13 protein-coding genes and 1 other RNA gene are annotated in these 17,521 nt (G+C 63.6%); 5 read left to right on the top strand and 9 right to left on the bottom strand.

The genetic code is table 11. The annotated features are described in order from the left end of the window. Positions 1-118: 118 nt before the first annotated feature. From JQ567_RS16795 to JQ567_RS16785, 3 genes are all read right to left on the bottom strand, one after another. A complete protein-coding gene (locus JQ567_RS16795) occupies positions 119-754 on the bottom strand; it encodes a LysE family translocator (protein WP_212439855.1) in 636 nt (211 codons plus the stop codon). Between the two features lie 281 nt (positions 755-1,035). Next, positions 1,036-4,101 (bottom strand): DNA polymerase I, encoded by a 3,066-nt coding sequence (gene polA / locus JQ567_RS16790; protein WP_212439854.1) that lies wholly within the window; start codon positions 4,099-4,101, stop codon positions 1,036-1,038. Between the two features lie 215 nt (positions 4,102-4,316). After that, on the bottom strand, positions 4,317-5,384 hold the full coding sequence (locus JQ567_RS16785) for an acyltransferase family protein (RefSeq protein ID WP_212439853.1): 1,068 nt from the start codon (positions 5,382-5,384) through the stop codon (positions 4,317-4,319). Positions 5,385-5,584: 200 nt separating this feature from the next. On the opposite strand from JQ567_RS16785, the gene JQ567_RS16780 reads away from it, so the two are divergent. The 4 genes from JQ567_RS16780 (at position 5,585) to JQ567_RS16765 (ending at position 12,083) form a co-directional block, all read left to right on the top strand. Next, the gene (locus tag JQ567_RS16780) at positions 5,585-6,904 is read left to right on the top strand and encodes a UDP-glucose/GDP-mannose dehydrogenase family protein (protein ID WP_212439852.1); all 1,320 of its coding nucleotides are present in this window, start codon (positions 5,585-5,587) and stop codon (positions 6,902-6,904) included. A 167-nt stretch (positions 6,905-7,071) separates the two neighbouring features. Further along, complete coding sequence (gene hrpB, locus JQ567_RS16775; protein ID WP_212439851.1) at positions 7,072-9,552, top strand: ATP-dependent helicase HrpB; 2,481 nt, start codon at positions 7,072-7,074, stop codon at positions 9,550-9,552. A gap of 270 nt (positions 9,553-9,822) precedes the next feature. Continuing rightward, positions 9,823-10,335 carry a TIGR02281 family clan AA aspartic protease gene (locus JQ567_RS16770; RefSeq protein WP_249165513.1) on the top strand — a complete coding sequence of 171 codons (513 nt, stop codon included), beginning with the start codon at positions 9,823-9,825 and terminating at the stop codon, positions 10,333-10,335. A gap of 248 nt (positions 10,336-10,583) precedes the next feature. Further along, positions 10,584-12,083: a phosphomannomutase/phosphoglucomutase gene (locus JQ567_RS16765; protein ID WP_212439850.1), complete on the top strand. Its 1,500-nt coding sequence runs from the start codon at positions 10,584-10,586 to the stop codon at positions 12,081-12,083. Between the two features lie 164 nt (positions 12,084-12,247). Here JQ567_RS16765 and JQ567_RS16760 read toward each other — a convergent pair whose 3' ends face one another. From JQ567_RS16760 to JQ567_RS16735, 6 genes are all read right to left on the bottom strand, one after another. After that, entirely contained in the window at positions 12,248-13,714 is a 1,467-nt protein-coding gene (locus tag JQ567_RS16760) for a methyl-accepting chemotaxis protein (protein ID WP_212439849.1), read from the bottom strand. 36 nt (positions 13,715-13,750) lie between these two features. Continuing rightward, positions 13,751-14,083: a hypothetical protein gene (locus tag JQ567_RS16755; protein WP_212439848.1), complete on the bottom strand. Its 333-nt coding sequence runs from the start codon at positions 14,081-14,083 to the stop codon at positions 13,751-13,753. 76 nt (positions 14,084-14,159) lie between these two features. Continuing rightward, positions 14,160-14,660, bottom strand: coding sequence for an Lrp/AsnC family transcriptional regulator (locus tag JQ567_RS16750; RefSeq protein WP_192739183.1), 501 nt, complete (start codon positions 14,658-14,660; stop codon positions 14,160-14,162). Positions 14,661-14,729: 69 nt separating this feature from the next. After that, complete coding sequence (locus JQ567_RS16745; protein ID WP_212439847.1) at positions 14,730-15,692, bottom strand: sugar kinase; 963 nt, start codon at positions 15,690-15,692, stop codon at positions 14,730-14,732. An 87-nt stretch (positions 15,693-15,779) separates the two neighbouring features. Beyond that, the gene (gene nudC, locus JQ567_RS16740) at positions 15,780-16,730 is read right to left on the bottom strand and encodes an NAD(+) diphosphatase (RefSeq protein WP_212439846.1); all 951 of its coding nucleotides are present in this window, start codon (positions 16,728-16,730) and stop codon (positions 15,780-15,782) included. 4 nt (positions 16,731-16,734) lie between these two features. Then, positions 16,735-17,157 (bottom strand): HIT domain-containing protein, encoded by a 423-nt coding sequence (locus tag JQ567_RS16735; RefSeq protein ID WP_249165512.1) that lies wholly within the window; start codon positions 17,155-17,157, stop codon positions 16,735-16,737. Between the two features lie 231 nt (positions 17,158-17,388). Between JQ567_RS16735 and ffs the strand changes: the two genes are divergently transcribed. After that, positions 17,389-17,485: signal recognition particle sRNA small type (gene ffs / locus JQ567_RS16730), an RNA gene on the top strand. Positions 17,486-17,521: the final 36 nt, after the last annotated feature.

Genomic DNA, 17,521 nt, shown 5'->3' with positions numbered 1-17,521 from the left:
AGGACGGCGTCGCTTCCGCTCGCCTATGACCCGGCAATCCATCATTCTTCAGAAGATCATGTGCCTGATTACGCAGGCGACGGATGCGCGGGTCAAGCCCGCGCATGACGAGTGGGGATCACGCCTTCCTGGCCTCGAACGCCATTTTCACCGCCAGCCCCGCCAGCACGGTGCCCATCAGCCAGCGCTGCAGTAAAAGCCAGCTCGGGCGCGTGCCGAGGAACAGCGCGATCGATCCGGCCGCGAGCGCGATCATGGCGTTGACGCTGACGCTGATGACGATCTGGATGGAGCCCAGCGCCAGCGACTGTGTCAGCACGCTGCCGACGGTAGGATCGATGAACTGAGGCAGCAGCGCCAGATAGAGCATCGCGATCTTCGGGTTGAGCAGATTGGTGACAAAGCCCATCGCGAACAATTTTCGGGGGCCATCGACCTGCAGCTGCTTCACCTGAAACGGCGAGCGGCCGCCCGGTTTCAGGGCCTGCCACGCCAGCCACAACAAATAGGCGGCGCCCGCGAACCGCAACGCGTCATAGGCGTAAGGCACCGCGAACAACAGCGCCGTAATCCCGAACGCCGCGCACAGCATGTAGAACACAAACCCGAGCGCCACGCCGCCGAGCGACACGATCCCCGCCGCCGCTCCTTGCGTGATCGAGCGCGAGATCAGGTAAATCATGTTCGGCCCCGGCGTCAGCACCATGCCGAGCGAGACGAGCGCGAAACCGAGCAGGGCGGAGATGTGGGGCATGAGGGGACTCGCGGGAGGAACGCGCAGGTTCTAGCGCGCGAGACGCCGCGATGTCATTTCGGAAATTGTACGGAGAGCAATTCGGCCGCGGTGAGATCGGCGCTGCGCTCCCTCGCCTCGCGCTCCGCTGTCATCGCCCGGCTTGACCGGGCGATCCAGTAATCACCGAACGATCCGATAGTTGGTACTGCATGCTATGGGTTGCATGGGATCGCGGCGGTCCCTCGCAACGGCGCTGGAATACTGGATCGCCCGGTCAAGCCGGGCGATGACACCGAGGCTCAATGCGCCTCGTCCCAATTATTCGCAGCTCTCGCATCGACCTGCAGCGGCACCGAGAGCAGCACGGCCGGGAACGGCGCGTCCTGCATCACGTGCTGCACGACAGGCAGTGTCGCCGCGACTTCGTTCTCGGGCACTTCGAAGATCAGTTCGTCGTGAACCTGCAGCAGCATCTGCGCCGAGAGTTTCTTCTCGGCCAGCGCGTCTTCCATCCGGATCATGGCGCGGCGGATGATATCGGCGGCGGAGCCTTGCAGGCGGGCGTTGATCGCGGCGCGCTCATTGAAGGAGCGGACCGAGGCGTTGCTCGCCTTGATATCGGGGTAATGGCACTTGCGGCCGAACAGCGTTTCGACATAGCCGTTGGCGCGGCAGAAATCCCGCGTCGCATCCATGTAGGCGCGGATGCCCGGAAAGCGCTCAAAGTATTTCTTGATGTAGGCGGAGGCCTCCTCGCGCGCGATGCCGAGCTGATTGGCCAGCCCAAACGCCGAGATGCCGTAGATGATGCCGAAATTGATCGCTTTCGCGCGGCGGCGCACTTCGCTCGGCATGTCCTTGATCGGCACGCCGAACATTTCGGAGGCCGTCATGGCGTGAATGTCGAGCCCGTCGCGGAACGCCTGCTTCAGCACGGGGATGTCGGCGATTTCGGCCAATAGCCGCAGTTCAATTTGGGAGTAATCCGCCGACACCAGCTTGTGGCCGGGGGTGGCAATGAAGGCGCGGCGGATCTTGCGGCCGTCCTCGGTTCGCACCGGGATGTTCTGCAGGTTCGGCTCGTTGGACGACAGCCGCCCGGTGGTGGTCGCGGCCAGCGCGTAGGTGGTGTGAACGCGGTGGGTCTGCGGATGGACATATTCCGGCAGCGCATCGGTATAGGTCGATTTCAGTTTCGACACCTGCCGCCATTCCAGAATCTTCTTCGGGAATTCGTGGCCCTGTTCGGCGAGTTCATCGAGCACCTGCGCCGAGGTCGACCAGGCGCCGGTCTTGGTCTTGCTGCCGCCGGTGATGCCCATCTTGCCGAAGATGATATCGCCGATCTGCTTGGGGCTGCCGACATTGATCGGCTCGCCCGCGATTTCCTGCAGTTCGGCTTCGACCCGTGCGGCGGTCTGGGCGAATTCGCCCGACAAGCGCGACAGCACCTGGCGGTCGATCGAAATGCCGCGCCGCTCCATCCGCGCCAGCACGCTGACCAGCGGCCGCTCCAAGGTCTCATAGACCGCGGTCATGCGCTCGGCGACGAGGCGCGGCTTCAGCACGCGCCACAGCCGCAGGATCACATCGGCGTATTCGGCCGAGTAGGCGGTCGCCTTGTCGATCTCGACCTGGTCGAAAGTGAGCTTGCTCTTGCCGCTGCCGGTGAGGTCGCCATAGCTGATCACGGCGTGGCCAAGCCAGCGCTCGGCCAGCCCGTCGAGCCCGTGCGCATTGCGGCCGGCGTCGAGCGCATACGAGATCAATTGCGCGTCTTCGACATTGCGCAGGGTGATGCCATGCTGCGCCAGCATCACGGCGTTGAACTTGATGTTGAAGCCGATCTTGAGAATCCCCGCCGATTCCAGCAGCGGCTTCAATGCGGCGAGTGCGTCGCTCGGCTTGATCTGGTCCGGCGCGAGGCCGGCGTCGAACAACCCGGAGCCACCACCGGACTGCTTGTGGGTGAGCGGAATGTAGCTGGAATCGTTCGGTCCCAGCGCCAGCGCAATGCCGCAGATATCGGCCTGCATCGGATCGTCAATGTTCGCCTGCGCATCGATCGCGAAGTGGCCGACATCATGCGCACGCGCGATCCAGGCCTTGAGTTGATCGAGGCTGCGGATGGTCTGGTATTTGCTGCGATCCACCGGAAGTTTTCGCGCGGCTTCCGCGCGCGCGGCGGCGAGCGAAATCGGCGTGCCCTTCGGGCTCGCGGCCTTTTCCTGCTTGTCGGCCCCGGGCTTTGCTGTGGCGGGGGGGCTGGCAAAGAGATCGCCGGTAGCGCCGCCGGCCGCCTTGGCCGTGGCGGGTGCGGCAGCACTCTTGTTGCCGGCCGCGGCTTCCACGTCGGACGGATCGATCTGCGAATAATCGGCAACGCGGCGGGTGAGCGTGGAGAACTCCATCGCCTTCAGGAACGCGATCAGCTTTCGCGCGTCGGGCTCGTGTACCGCAAGATCATCGAGCGGCACGTCGAGCGCGACCTTGTCGTCGAGCAGCACCAGCTGGCGCGAGATCCTCGCCTTCTCGGCGTTCTCGATCAGCGCCTCGCGCCGCTTCGGCTGCTTGATCTCGCCGGCGCGGAACAGCAATTGCTCGAGATCGCCATACTCGACGATCAATTGCGCCGCGGTCTTGATGCCGATGCCGGGCACGCCTGGCACGTTGTCGGTCGAATCCCCTGCGAGCGCCTGTACCTCGACCACCTTCTCCGGCGGCACGCCGAACTTCTCGATCACCTCGGCAATGCCGATGCGGCGGTCCTTCATGGTGTCGTACATCATGACCTTGTCGGTCACGAGCTGCATCAAATCCTTGTCGGAGGAAACGATGGTGGTGGTGGCGCCGCGCTCACCCGCGATCCGGGCATAGGTGGCGATCAGATCGTCGGCCTCGAAGCCGCCTTGCTCGAGGCAGGGCAGGTCGAAGGCGCGCACGGCGTCGCGGATCAGCGAGAATTGAGGGATCAGATCGTCCGGCGCCGGCGGCCGGTGCGCCTTGTAGTCGGGATAGAGCTTGTTGCGGAACGTGATCTCTGACTTGTCGAAGATAATCGCCAGATGCGTCGGCCGGTTGTCCTCGGGCATGTCGCGCAGCAGCTTCCACAGCATGTTGCAGAAGCCGAGCACGGCATTGACCTGCAACCCGTCGGATTTGCGGTTCAGCGGCGGCAGCGCGTGATAGGCGCGGAAGATGTAGGAGGACCCGTCGACCAGAAAGACATGGTCGCCCTTGGCCGGAACTTTGGCAGGCGCCTTGGTTTCAGCCTTGGTTTCAGCCTTGGTCTGAGACTTGGTCTCGGACTTGGCTGCGGCTTTGGCGGGGGCGGGTTTGTCGGCTTTGGGGGCTGTTTTCGGCATGGCCGAAACTTAGGGATTTTTGCGCGGATTGACAGCCTCGGCGGGCGATTTTCCACGCTGTCATCAGCTGCCATTCAGGCTGCCAATTTTCGTCGTCCCGGCGAAGGTCGGGACCCATACCGCGTGATCTATCGATTGAGGAAATCTGGCTGACGCTTCCGCCAAACGAAGGCCAGTGGCTATGGGTCCCGGCCTTCGCCGGGACGACGATAGAATTATTCCGCCGCCTGCAACACTGGAGCGGCCTTTTTCGGCGCGATCCAGAACGCGCCGGGGCGATCGAACAGGAAGTTGGCATGCAGCGCCAGTGCCAGCCGCCAGATCCCCAGCGCGCCGACGACGCCCGCGACGGTGACGATCAGCGAGATCGTGCCGATGTCGATGGATAACCCGCTACGCAGCAGCAGCGCCCTTGTCGCCGCCATCGGCAGGAAGAAGGCGAGATAGATCACGATCGAATGCTCGCCGCAAAAACGCAGGAAATTGAGCCAGCGCATTCGCGCCAGCAGCGTGCCCATCACGATGATGGCGCCGGCGCCGGCAAATCCCAGTGCGAGCGAGATCAGCGGCCAGTCGCTGTAGTCCTTGATGACCAGGCCGCCATTGATCAAGGCCCACAATGCCAAACCCGCGAGCGCGAGTGCGGGCTGCGCCCGCGCGCGATCCGACACGGCGAAGACATAGGAAGCCAGCCAATAACCCGCATAGAAATACACGAAGCGCCCGCAGAATTCGTCGATCACGGTCCAGCCGGTCGCGACATGCGCCATTTCCAGCAACGCGGCCGCGGCAAAGATCGCCAGCGGCGGGGCGCTGCGTGTCAGTTTTGTGACGACGAAGAAGATCGGCAGCAGATAGATGAACCACAGCGTGCCGAACGGCTCGATGAAGGATTCCAGATACAGATAGCCGACATGTGCCCAACCGGTCCCGGCGGCAAAAGACGGCGCCTTGAAACCGAACTGGATCGTCACCCACAGCACGTAGAAATAGATGAAATGCACCACCTTGCGGTCGAGATACGTGCGCCAGTCGCGGTCGATCACGACCGCCAGGAACAGGCCTGAAATCAGGAAGAAATCCGGCATCCGGAACGGCTTGGCGAACATGACGAGCCAATGCATGAAACCGGTCTGGCCCGCTGCGGCCTCAACCCCCAGCACCGAATGCATCATCACGACCATGACGATGCAGATGCCCTTGGCATAGTCCACCCAGTCAACGCGCCCGGCCACGAAAGACGTGGCGCGTTCGGCGACAGGCAATGTGCCGTTTGGTGTCATGGATGTCCTGTTTTGGTCCGTTGGCGCCGCATCATCGGCCCGATCCGTTGCTTTCTCCTTTATTCATACAAATGACATGCCGTTTCTTGCGGGTTTCTTTCCGCCTATCGGCGTTTTCCGGTTTCCTCTTTGCGGCCAAATGCTTTAAGAGGCGGGCAGAATCCGGGCGACCCGTTAACCATCAAAAACAGGCTGTTTTCATGCGAATTGCCATGATTGGCACGGGCTATGTCGGGCTGGTATCCGGCGCCTGTTTTGCCGATTTCGGCCACCAGGTTACCTGCGTGGACAAGGACGGCGACAAGATCGCCGCGCTTCGGCGCGGTGAGATCCCGATTTTCGAGCCTGGGCTCGACGCGCTGGTGGCTTCCAATGTGAAGGCCAAACGGCTGGATTTCACCACCGACCTGACCGGGCCGGTCGCCGAAGCCGACGCGGTGTTCATCGCGGTCGGCACGCCGTCGCGGCGCGGCGATGGTCACGCGGATTTGAGCTACGTGCACGCCGCCGCGCGCGAGATCGCCGCGGTGCTTAAGGGCTTTACGGTCGTGGTCACCAAATCGACGGTGCCGGTCGGCACCGGCGACGAGGTCGAGCGGCTGATCCGCGAGGTCAATCCGTCAGCCGATGTGGTGGTCGCCTCCAATCCGGAGTTCCTGCGCGAGGGAGCAGCGATCCGCGATTTCAAATTCCCCGATCGCATCGTGGTCGGCACTTCGGACGAGCGCGGGCGCAAGGTGCTCGGCGATATCTATCGGCCGTTGTCGCTCAACCAGGCGCCGCTGATGTTCACGGCGCGGCGCACCGCGGAACTGATCAAATACGCCGCCAATGCCTTCCTCGCCACCAAGATCACCTTCATCAACGAGATCGCGGATCTTTCGGAAAAAGTCGGCGCCGATGTGCAGGAGGTCGCGCGCGGCATCGGGCTCGACAACCGCATCGGCGCGAAGTTTTTGCATGCCGGCCCCGGCTTCGGCGGCTCGTGCTTTCCGAAGGATACCCGCGCGCTGGTGAAGATCGCGCTCGATCACGACGTGCAACTGCGCATCGTCGAAGCCGTGCTCGGCGTCAACGACAACCGCAAGCGCGCGATGGCCCGCAAGGTGTCGAACGCGGCCGGTGGCAGCCTGCGCGGCAAGACGGTCGCGGTGCTCGGCCTCACCTTCAAGCCCGACACCGACGACATGCGCGAGGCGCCGTCGCTTCCGCTCATCACCGGGCTGCTCGACATGGGCGCAAAAGTGCGCGCGCACGATCCGGTCGGCATCGAGCAGGCGCGCAAGGAATTGCCCGATATCGAATATTGCGACGACCCCTACGACTGCCTGCGCGGCGCTGACGCCATGGTGGTCGTGACCGAATGGGTGCAATACCGCACCCTCGACCTGGAGCGCGTGAAGCGCGAGATGGCCAAGCCGGTCGTGGTGGATTTGCGCAACATCTATCGCCCCGAGGACATGGCGGCGCACGGGTTTACGTATGACAGCGTCGGACGGGGATCTGGGACCGGAGTTTGAGGTGCTTTCTTCCCTTCTCCCCTTGTGGGAGAAGGTGGCGCGGACATAGTCCGCGCCGGATGAGGGGGCTCTATCCGGGGAAACAGACCCCTCACCCGTCTCGCATCTTCGATGCGAGCCACCCTCTCCCACAAGGGGAGAGGGGAAGAACCGAGTACGAGCCGTAATTGCCCCGCAGCTTCGACACGCCCCTCCCGATCGATGCCGTGCTCGACGAGTTGGCGCGCACGCTGACGGACAATAATGCCGCGGTGCTGGTGGCGCCGCCGGGCGCGGGCAAGACGACGCGGGTGCCATTGGCGCTGCTGGACGCGCTCTGGCTCAAGGGCAAGAAGATCATCATGCTGGAGCCGCGGCGGATCGCGGCGCGTGCCAGCGCGGATCGGATGGCGCGGACGCTTGGCGAGCGGGCCGGCGAGACCGTCGGCTATCGCGTCCGCTTCGGCTCCAAGATATCGCGGGCGACCCGGATCGAGGTCGTCACCGAGGGGATTTTTTCGCGCCAGATTCTCGACGATCCCGAACTCAACGGCGTTGCCGCCGTGCTGTTTGACGAATTCCACGAACGCTCGCTCGATGCCGATCTGGGACTGGCGCTGGCGCGCGATGCGCAGACCGGACTGCGCGAGGATTTACGTATTCTCGTGATGTCGGCGACGCTCGACGGTGCGCGGGTCGGCAAACTCTTGGGCGACGCCCCGGTGGTCGCCAGTGAAGGCCGCGCCTTTCCGGTGGAGACGCGCTATCTCGGCCGCAAGTCCGATGCGCCGCTGGAGCGGCAGATGGCCGACGCGATCGCGACCGCGCTGCGTGCCGATCCCGGCTCGGTGCTGGCGTTCCTGCCGGGCGCCGCCGAAATCCGCCGCACGCAGAATTTTCTCGGCGAACGGGTCCATGATGCCAGCATCGAGATCGTGCCGCTGTACGGCGCGCTAGATGCCGCGGTGCAGGACCGCGCCATTCAGCCTCCGCCCAAGGGGCAGCGCAAAGTGGTGCTGGCGACGTCAATTGCCGAGACATCGCTGACCATCGAGGGTGTTCGGATTGTCGTCGATTCCGGCATGGCGCGGGTGCCGCGCTATGAGCCTGATATCGGCCTGACCCGGCTGGAAACCGTGCGTGCCTCGCGCGCCGCGGTCGATCAGCGCCGCGGCCGCGCCGGCCGCACCGAGCCCGGCGTCTGTTACCGGCTGTGGGACGAGCCGCAGACGGCTTCGCTCGCCGCCTACACGCAGCCCGAAATTCTCTCGGCTGACCTGTCCTCGCTGGTGCTCGACCTCGCGCAATGGGGCGTGCGCGATCCCGCGACCCTGGCGTTCCTCGATCCACCGCCGGCGCCTGCGTTGAAGGAGGCCAACAGTCTGCTTGCCGAACTCGGCGCACTCGATGGCGACGGCCGGATCACCGCGGAGGGCAAGAGCCTGCGTGCGCTGGCGCTGCCGCCGCGGCTGGCGCGCATGATCGTGGACTCGCATCGCGCAGGCGCGGGCGAGGAGGCCGCCGATATCGCCGCTGTTCTGACCGAGCGCGGCCTCGGTGGCGACAGCGTCGATCTCGATCACAGGCTGGATCAATTCCGCCGCGACCGTTCGCCCCGCGCCTCCAGCGCGCGCAGTCTGGCGCAGCGCTGGGCCTCGCAGGTGGCGGCCGAAGCGCCGTCTTCGCCGCAAGCGGACGACGATCTGAGCACCGGCGTGATGCTGGCCTTTGCCTTCCCCGACCGGGTCGCGCGCAACCGGGGAAACGGCAGTTTTGTGCTCGCCAACGGCAGGGGGGCGGCCGTGGAGCAGACCTCGTCGCTGGCGCGCGCGCCCTATATCGCGGTCGCCGAGCTGACCGGCACCGCCGCACAGGGGCGTATTCTCCTGGCGGCGCCGATCGCGCAGGAAGAGATCGAACGGCGCTTTGCCGATCAGGTCGAGAACGCCGAAGAAATTTCGTTCGATCGCGGCGCGATGGCGCTGCGGGCACGGCGCAAGCGCAGTCTCCACGCGATCACGCTGTCGGAGGCGCCGATGGCGCTACAGCCCTCGGCGGAAACCGCAAAGATATTTGCGGCTGGATTGGTCGCGGCCGGGCTCGACAAATTGCCGTGGTCAAAGGCGTTAAAGCAGTGGCGCGACCGCGTCATGTTCCTGCGCAAGGCGGAAGGCGAAGGCTGGCCTGATCTGTCAGACGACGCGCTCGCTGCCACAAGCGAGGCGTGGCTAGAGCCCGTTCTCTACGACAAGACCTCACTGAAGGAGTTGTCATCAGGCGATCTCTCCGACGCGCTGATGTCGCTATTGCCGTGGGATTTGCGCGCGCGGCTGGAGCGCGAGGCGCCGACCCATTTCGAGGCGCCGACCGGCACCATGCTGGCGATCGATTATGAAGCCGAGCAGGGGCCGACGATTGCCGTGCGGCTGCAGGAGTTGTTCGGGCTCAACACCCATCCCTCGATCGCCAAGGGCGCGGTGCCGCTGGTGCTGGAACTGCTGTCGCCGGCGCAGCGGCCGGTGCAGGTGACGCGCGATTTGCCGGGGTTCTGGCGCAGCAGCTATGCGGCCGTGCGTTCCGACCTGCGCGGCCGCTATCCCCGGCATCCCTGGCCGGAAGACCCGGCCAATGCCTTGCCGACGCGGCGGGTCAAACCGCGCGGCACCTGAATTCCTGTCATTGCCGGGCATAGTAGTCTGCCTTGCGCAGACTACGTAAACTTGTCTGCGCCCCCGGCAATCCATCCGTTAATGAAGGGCATTTTACGAAGATTGATGGATGCGCGGGTCAAGCCCGCGCATGACAGCCTTGGGCGTTAACGCTTCACTCATCCTTTTCGTCAAAATGGCAGCCTCGGCCGGCGTTGTTAGTCGCGGCTTGGCCGGCGCCGTGGTGTTATCGGCGGTCTGGCCCAGATGTAGCGTATCGAGTGTGGCGTCATGCGTAACCTGATGATTTTTGCCGCCGTCCTGGTTGCCCTTGGCAGCTTCATGGCCCAGATGGCGGACAAGTTTGCGCCGGCTCTCGCCAATACCGCTCCGCCAAAAGCGCAGGCCGCAGCGACGGTCGCGCAAGCCAGCGGCCGCAGCCTCAGCATTCCCAGAGACGCGCGCGGCCATTTCCAGACCGACGGCCGGATCGACGGCCAGCGCGTCGACTTCATGGTCGACACCGGCGCCTCGCTGGTGGCGCTGAACGAGAAGTCCGCGGCGCGGTTCGGCCTGCGTCCCTCGCGCGGCGATTACAACGCGACCGTCACCACCGCCAACGGGACCATCAAGGCCGCGCGCGCGCGGATTGCCATGATTGACCTCGGCGGAATCGTGGTGCGCGACGTCGACGCCATGGTGCTGCCCGACGAAGCGCTTTCGGAAAATCTGCTTGGCCTGTCGTTCCTGTCGAAGCTGAAGCGCTTCGAATACGCCAATGGCCGACTGGTGCTGGAGCAATAAAGCGTTTTCGAGCGAAGCATGCCCTCGGACTTGATCCGAGGGTGGATGCCGGTTCGCGTGAAGAAAACGCGTCAAAACAGGAATTTAGAGCTTCAGTTCTGATGCAATCAGAGCTGAAGCTCTAGGCAGTTCTGCCTTCAAATCCGCCGCAATTAATCGCCAAAAGCCGCTAATCCCGCCTTCCGCTGCAGCTGGGCTTTCGCTAAGCCTGCGGCGCTGCCCTTCTATATCTCAAGAGGCCATGTCAGATGTTTCCGAAGCCGAAATCCATGCTGGTTCCGAATACCTATGCCTATGAATCCGAGCCGATGGTGAAGGCGACGGGTTTTCGCGAATATGACGCGCGCTGGCTGTTCGGCAAGGAAATCAACCTGATGGGCATTCAGGCGCTGGGCATGGGGCTCGGCGCGCTGATCGCGGAACGCGGCGTCAAGCAGGAAATCGTCACCGGGCACGATTTCCGCGGCTATTCGGCCTCGATCAAATACGCGCTGATTTCGGGCCTGATGGCGGCGGGCTGCAAGGTGCACGATATCGGGCTCGCGGTGACGCCGATGGCCTATTTCGCGCAGTTCGACCTCGACGTGCCCTGCGTCGCCATGGTCACCGCATCGCATAACGACAATGGCTGGACCGGCGTCAAGATGGGCGCCAACCGGCCGCTGACCTTCGGCCCCGACGAGATGACGCGGCTGAAGGAAATCGTGCTCAACGCCGATTTCAAGAACAAGGCCGGGGGCTCCTATCAATTCCACGAGAATTTTCCGGCGCGCTACATCGCCGATCTCACGGGGCGCCCGAAGCTGAAGCGCAAGCTGAAGGTCGTGGTGGCCTGCGGCAACGGCACCGCGGGCGCGTTCGCGCCGCAGGTGATGGAAGCGATCGGCTGCGAGGTGATCCCGCTCGATACCGAGCTTGATCACACCTTTCCGAAATACAATCCGAACCCCGAAGACATGGAGATGCTGCACGCGATCCGCGACGAAGTGCTGAAGCACAAGGCCGATGTCGGCCTCGGCTTCGACGGCGACGGCGACCGTTGCGGCGTCGTCGACAACACCGGCGAGGAGATCTTTGCCGACAAGGTCGGCGTGATGCTGGCGCGCGACATGTCGGCGATCCACAAGGATGCGTTGTTCGTGGTCGACGTGAAGTCGACCGGACTTTTCGTCACGGATCCCGTGCTGCAGAAGCAGGGCGCCAAAACCGAGTATTGGAAGACCGGCCATTCCTACATGAAGCGCCGTACCAACGAGCTTGGCGCGCTGGCGGGCTTCGAAAAGTCCGGGCATTTCTTCTTCAACAAGCCGTTCGGCCGCGGCTATGACGACGGCCTGGTTTCGGCGATCGCGATCTGCGAGATGCTCGACCGCGCGACCGGCAAGTCGATGGCGGATTTGAAAGACGCGCTGCCGAAAACCTGGTCGTCGCCGACGATGTCGCCGCATTGCGCCGACGAGACCAAATACGGCGTCGTCGACGCCGTGGTGAAGCATTTCGAGGCGCTGCAGACCAAGGGCGAGAAGGTCGCGGGCCAAAAGATCCGCGATCTCGTCACCGTCAACGGCGTGCGCGTCACCGTCGAAGATGGCAGCTGGGGCTTGGTGCGGGCGTCCTCCAACAAGCCGGAGCTGGTGGTGGTGGTCGAGAGCCCCGTTGCCGAGCAGCGGATGCACGACATGTTCGAGGCGATGAATGTGGTGCTGCGCACCCATCCCGAAGTCGGCGAATACAATCAGAAGATTTGAGGTTTTTACCTCGCCCCGCCCACAACTGTCATACCCCGCGAAAGCGGGGTATCCAGTACGCCGCGGTTTCTCGGTTCTATCATCGGCGCCTCTGGAATACTGGATCGCCCGCCCCAGTGCGCGATTGCGCACAAGGCGGGCGACGACACCGAAATTATCGAATCCTACGCGACGTGAAGCGAGCCGAGAAAGCTGTCGACCTCGGATTTCAGCCGGCCCGATTGCGACGACAGGCCATTCGCGGCATCGAGCAACCGTGCCGTCCCGCGGCCGGCTTCATCGGAAGCCCGGCTGACGCTGAGGATGCTGTCGTTGACATCCCTTGTGCTGTTTGCGGCCTGCTGCACGTTCCCGGCGATTTCCCGCGTCGCGGCGCCCTGCTGATCGACCGCGGCGGCGATTCCGCTTGAGATCTCGTCGATTTCGGCGATGGTGCCGCTGATCACCTGGATGGCGTTGACGGCCTCGCCGGTGGCGGTCTGGATGGCTTGAATCTGCGCGGAAATTTCCTCCGTCGCGTTTGCGGTCTGATTGGCCAGCGCCTTGACTTCGCTCGCTACCACCGCAAATCCCCTGCCATGTTCGCCGGCGCGGGCGGCTTCGATCGTGGCGTTCAGCGCCAGCAAATTGGTCTGGCTGGCGATGCTCTGGATCAGCGTCACCACTTCGCCGATCTTCTGGGTGCCGGCGGCTAGTCCCTCGACCACGGAGTTGGTGCGACGCGCCTCTTCGGCGGCCTTGTTGGCGATCTCGGCGGAGCGCGTCACCTGCTGGGCGATGCTGTTGATCGAAGCCGCGAGCTCTTCGGTCGCCGATGCCACCGTTTCCACGTTTACCGAGGCCTGCGTCGATGCGGCGGCGACCGTGGCGGTCTGCCGCGAGGTTTCAGCGTTGCTTTCGCTCATCGAAGCCGACAGACCCTGCATCTCGCTGGCTGCCACGGCGACGGCCTCGACGACGCCACTGATCCTGCGCTCGAAGCCGGCGGACAGTTCGCGCCTTGCCGCATCACGGTCGCGCTTGGCTTGCTCGGCCATGTTGCGGTCGGCAGTGGCGCGCGCTTCGGCAGCGCTTGCCGCATCGGCCTCCGAGGTCTTCTGTGCCGCCATTTCGAACAAATGGGTGACCGTGGTCGTGAGCCAGATCAACACGCCTGCCTCGATAAGGAGGATGACGGCGTGGAGAACGACGCGGCCAAGGTCGGAGCCGCCGGGATAGACCGCGGCCGGCAGCAGGAAATTCAGCGTCAGGTGGTGCAGCGCGACAGCCACTGTTCCCAGGACGATCGGCCGGTAGTCGCAATAGGCGACCAGACATGCCAATGCGGCGAAGAAGTACATGTGCATGTCGACCTGCCAGCGATGTCCCGCGAGCTGGAAGACGAACATGGCGACATCGGCCATCAACGCGACGGCAACGATCAGGCGGGTGGAAGGTCCGTTCCCCGACATGCGCCACGACACGGTCGCGGCCAGCGCCATTGCGGCCATGAATGCGGCCGGTACCAGCCAGTCGGCGTCGCGCGCCATACCGATGACGAGAGCGATCGGGACATGCAGCCAGAGCACCGCGAGCAATATCTTGCTGGCTGTTTCGCGCAGGATTACCAGGTCTTCGCTTTCGAAGGTCATTCCCAGCTCCCAAATTGTAGGTCGTGAAGTACGCGTCTATTTCGTGAAGCAGGCCGCGATCGCCTGCGGGTCCATGGTCAGCCAGGCGCCGGCTTTGTGCAGTTGTGTCAGCCCGTCATTGTCGTCCGGTCGCACGATCAGAAGGGCCGGAACGGCGGTCGTCCTGACGATGGCGGCGTTGGCGGACGCGGTAGCAAGGAAGGCTTGCTGGTCGCTCCACCATGGCGGGAAAGCCACCGCCACGACCTCGGCGCCGGTCCTGACCTGCAACGACAGTGCTGCGATTCCGATCCAGCTCGCGATCAGCAGCGCGGCAGCGTTCAGCCAGACAGGCCGTCCGGTCGTTGGAATGATTTCCCCCCGCTCCATCACAAAACAATATCGTGACGAAGCTAACGGCGCGTAAACCTTCAGCCTAAGGTAGCGTTAGGGGGATGTCCGGCTGTTACGCCGCCGGCACCGGCAGCGCGGTGACCGACTTGATCTTCTCCATCGCAAAGCGCGAGGTCACATTCTTCAGCGGCACGGCGCTGATCAGCTTTTTGTAGAACACGTCATAGCTTGCCATGTCGGCGACCACCACGCGCAGCATGTAATCGACGTCGCCCGCCATCCGGTAGAATTCCATCACCTCGGGCATGGCGCTGACGGCGCTGGCGAAGGTCTTCAGCCAGGCCTCGGAATGGTCGGAACTCTCGACCGAGACGAACACGGAAATGCCGAGCCCGATCTTGTTCTGATCGACCAGCGCCACCCGGCGCAGGATCACGCCGTCGGCCTCTAACCGCTGGATGCGCTTCCAGCATGGCGTCGAGGACAGCCCGACCCGGTCACCGATCTCGGCTACCGACAGCGAGGCGTCCTCCTGCAGCACCGTCAGGATTTTGCGGTCAATGGCATCAAGGCGGCGATTGGCTTCGTGAAGCTGGACTGCAATGTCGGTCATGAGAAGAATGTTCCATGAATGAGGCTTTCATTCCTCATATATAGAAAATTCTTCTATAGCAAGCCTATCTTATTGGCCGGTCGAGGCCGGGTTGGTACTCTGGCCTTGGCTCAAAAGCTCTTCAACTTCAATACGTTGCGGCGCAGCAAAGGCGCCGCCGAAGCGGGTGCATTTCAAGGCTGCGGCAGCCGAGGCAAACCGAAGCGCCTGCCGCAATTCCTGCCCCTCGGTGATCGCGAGCGCGAAGGCGCCGTGGAACACGTCACCGGCGCCGAGGGTGTCCACCGTGTGGACCGGGAAGGCCGGGGTTTCCTGGATGACCTGATTCTCGTCGAGCCAGATGGTGCCGCGCGCACCGCGGGTCCCCGCCAGGAACGACTTGGTCAGTTTGGCGATCTTCTTCAGCGCCTGGGCGTCGTCGGCGACATCGGCGGTCTCCTGCAGCGGCTCGCTCGAGAACACCAGATGCGAAGACGCGTTGAGCAAGCCCTCCCGCAGCGACATCGCGCGGTCGACGTCGACGATCACAGGGATGCCGCGTCTTTGCGCCTCGGCGCAGAGATCGGTGCAGAATTCAGCGCAACGGCTCTCGGTGAGAATGGCGGCGCAGTCGTCCAGCAGCGTGTCGAAGTCGGGCAATTTCACATGCCACAGCTCTGGATCGCGGAAGGTCACGATGGTGCGCTCGCCGGAAGGATCGATCATCACAGCCGAGATCGGCGTCACCAGGCCGGGCATATGGATGAGATGTTTCGTCTCGATGCCCTCATGCGCCATCTGATCGAAGATGAAGCGAGCAGATGTTTCCTTGGCATCGCCCATCGGCCCGCAGATCGAGGCGCGGCCACCGAGCCGAACGATGCCGATCGCGCCATTGAGCGCGTTGCCGCCGCAGATTTCGTCGAATGCGGTGGCGTTCTCCTTGGAGCCGCGCCCAGGAACACCTGGCGTGTGAAAGGTCAGGTCGCGCACCGGCATGCCGATGCACAGGATGCGCGGCGGGGTTTTCGGCGCTTTATCGTGAAAGTTCATACCGGAATCCGTCATGCCGGTTCCGCCATGTGCCGGAACCCAGAAGAGAGTCCGGGGGTAATGATTTGGTCCATGGGAGAGTTCCTGCTATGCGCTCGAATCGGTTCCCCTATGCACCCAGCGGCCGATCAAATGGTGAGCGATCGCGAACGGATGCGCGGCAAACATGCCGTCGGGATGTGTGCGGCTGTGCATCAGGGCCACTTCGTCGCGAGTGAACCAGCGTGCATCCTCCAGTTCGGCCTTGTCGACCACGATTTCGTCCGAGGTTGCGCGCGCGGCGCATCCGATCATCAGCGACGACGGGTAGGGCCACGGCTGCGTCATGTAATAGGTCACGTCGGTGCAGTGAATCCCGGATTCCTCGAAAATCTCGCGCCGGACCGCGTCCTCGATGGTTTCGGCGACCTCGACGAAGCCCGCCAGGCACGACCACATCCCCGGCAAAAACTGCTTCTGCCGTCCCAGCAGACATCTGTCGCCATGAGTGACCAGCATGATCACGACCGGATCGGTGCGCGGAAAATGCTCGGCCTTGCAGTTCGGGCAGTCGCGCTTCCAGCCGCCTTCCTTCATCGCGGTGCGGGTGCCGCAATTGGCGCAATAACCATGGCGCTGATGCCAGCTCACCATCGATTTCGCCATCGCGATCGCCGAGAGCTGTTCGGTCGGCACGGCGCCCTGCATCACCATGCCGCGCAGTTCGGTGACCGCGACATCGTCGCGCGTCAGCAGCTTTTCCACCGCCGCCGCCGCGATGCCCATGCCGAAAACCGGCGCACCGTCGCGCAGGCCCAAAAAGATCGTGCCCGGATTGGCGCCCAGTTTCACGGCCTCGTCGACGCTGAGCAGGACGCGCGATCCTCCGGCCTCCTGCCGCACCACCAGCGAGTCGCGGTAGATCACATAGGCGCGGGCGTCGCGGTGGCTTTCCAGCGCGAACAATTTCTCGTCATTGCTGCGAAGATGCGCGGCGCGGTCGAGAACGTGGGTGACAAAAGCGGGCTTGCCGAGTGGAAACGAATCGAAAACTGACATGAATTTAACCTAGCCAAATCTTGCGGCGGAGCGCGCTGATAAAATTCTGGACTTCCTCGGCGTCATGCGCCAGTGGCGGCATCACGCCCCAGACCGGCCGCGGCCAGGCGGCGTCGCTGGAGCGGCGCGCGATGACGTGAACATGGAGCTGTGGCACCAGATTGCCCAGTGCCGCGATATTGAGCTTGTCGCATTTGGTGATCTCTTTGAGGGCGCGGGCGACGCGGGAGACTTCCGTCATCAACTGCGCCTGCGCGACCTCGTCGAGATCGATGATTTCCACCGCCCCCTCGCGGCGCGGCACCAGCAGCAGCCACGGGTAATGCGCGTCCTTGATCACCAGCACCCGGCACAGCGGCAGGTCGCCGATGTCGATGGTGTCTTTCTTGAGCTGGGAGTGCAGTGACCAGGCGGCGTCAGTGGACATACGTATTTCCTCGTCATGGCCGGGCATAGCCGTTTGAAGGACGGCGTCGCTTCCGCTCGCCTATCCCCGGCCGTCCACGCCCTTCCCGGTTGGGAACCAAAGGAAGGCGTGGATGCCCGGCACAAGGCCGGGCAATGACGGCAAGTAAAGCCTTTCCGCGTTTCTGCACAAGTCCCGCAAACCCCGCTTACCCGCTTGCTTTCCGGCCCTTTTGGCCCCAAATAAGGACCGGGAGATTGGCGGTGGACGAGCCACTCGCCAACCGGGTCAGGTCCGGAAGGAAGCAGCCCTAACGAGGTCCGGATCGGGTCGCTCGTCAGTCTCCTACCTGTTTTTCGAGCGAATCGCGCTGAAAGCGGCGAGG

This window comes from Bradyrhizobium sp. AUGA SZCCT0431 (genome assembly GCF_018131065.1).
Classification (GTDB): domain Bacteria; phylum Pseudomonadota; class Alphaproteobacteria; order Rhizobiales; family Xanthobacteraceae; genus Bradyrhizobium.
This window is presented reverse-complemented; position numbering and strand designations above follow the sequence as displayed.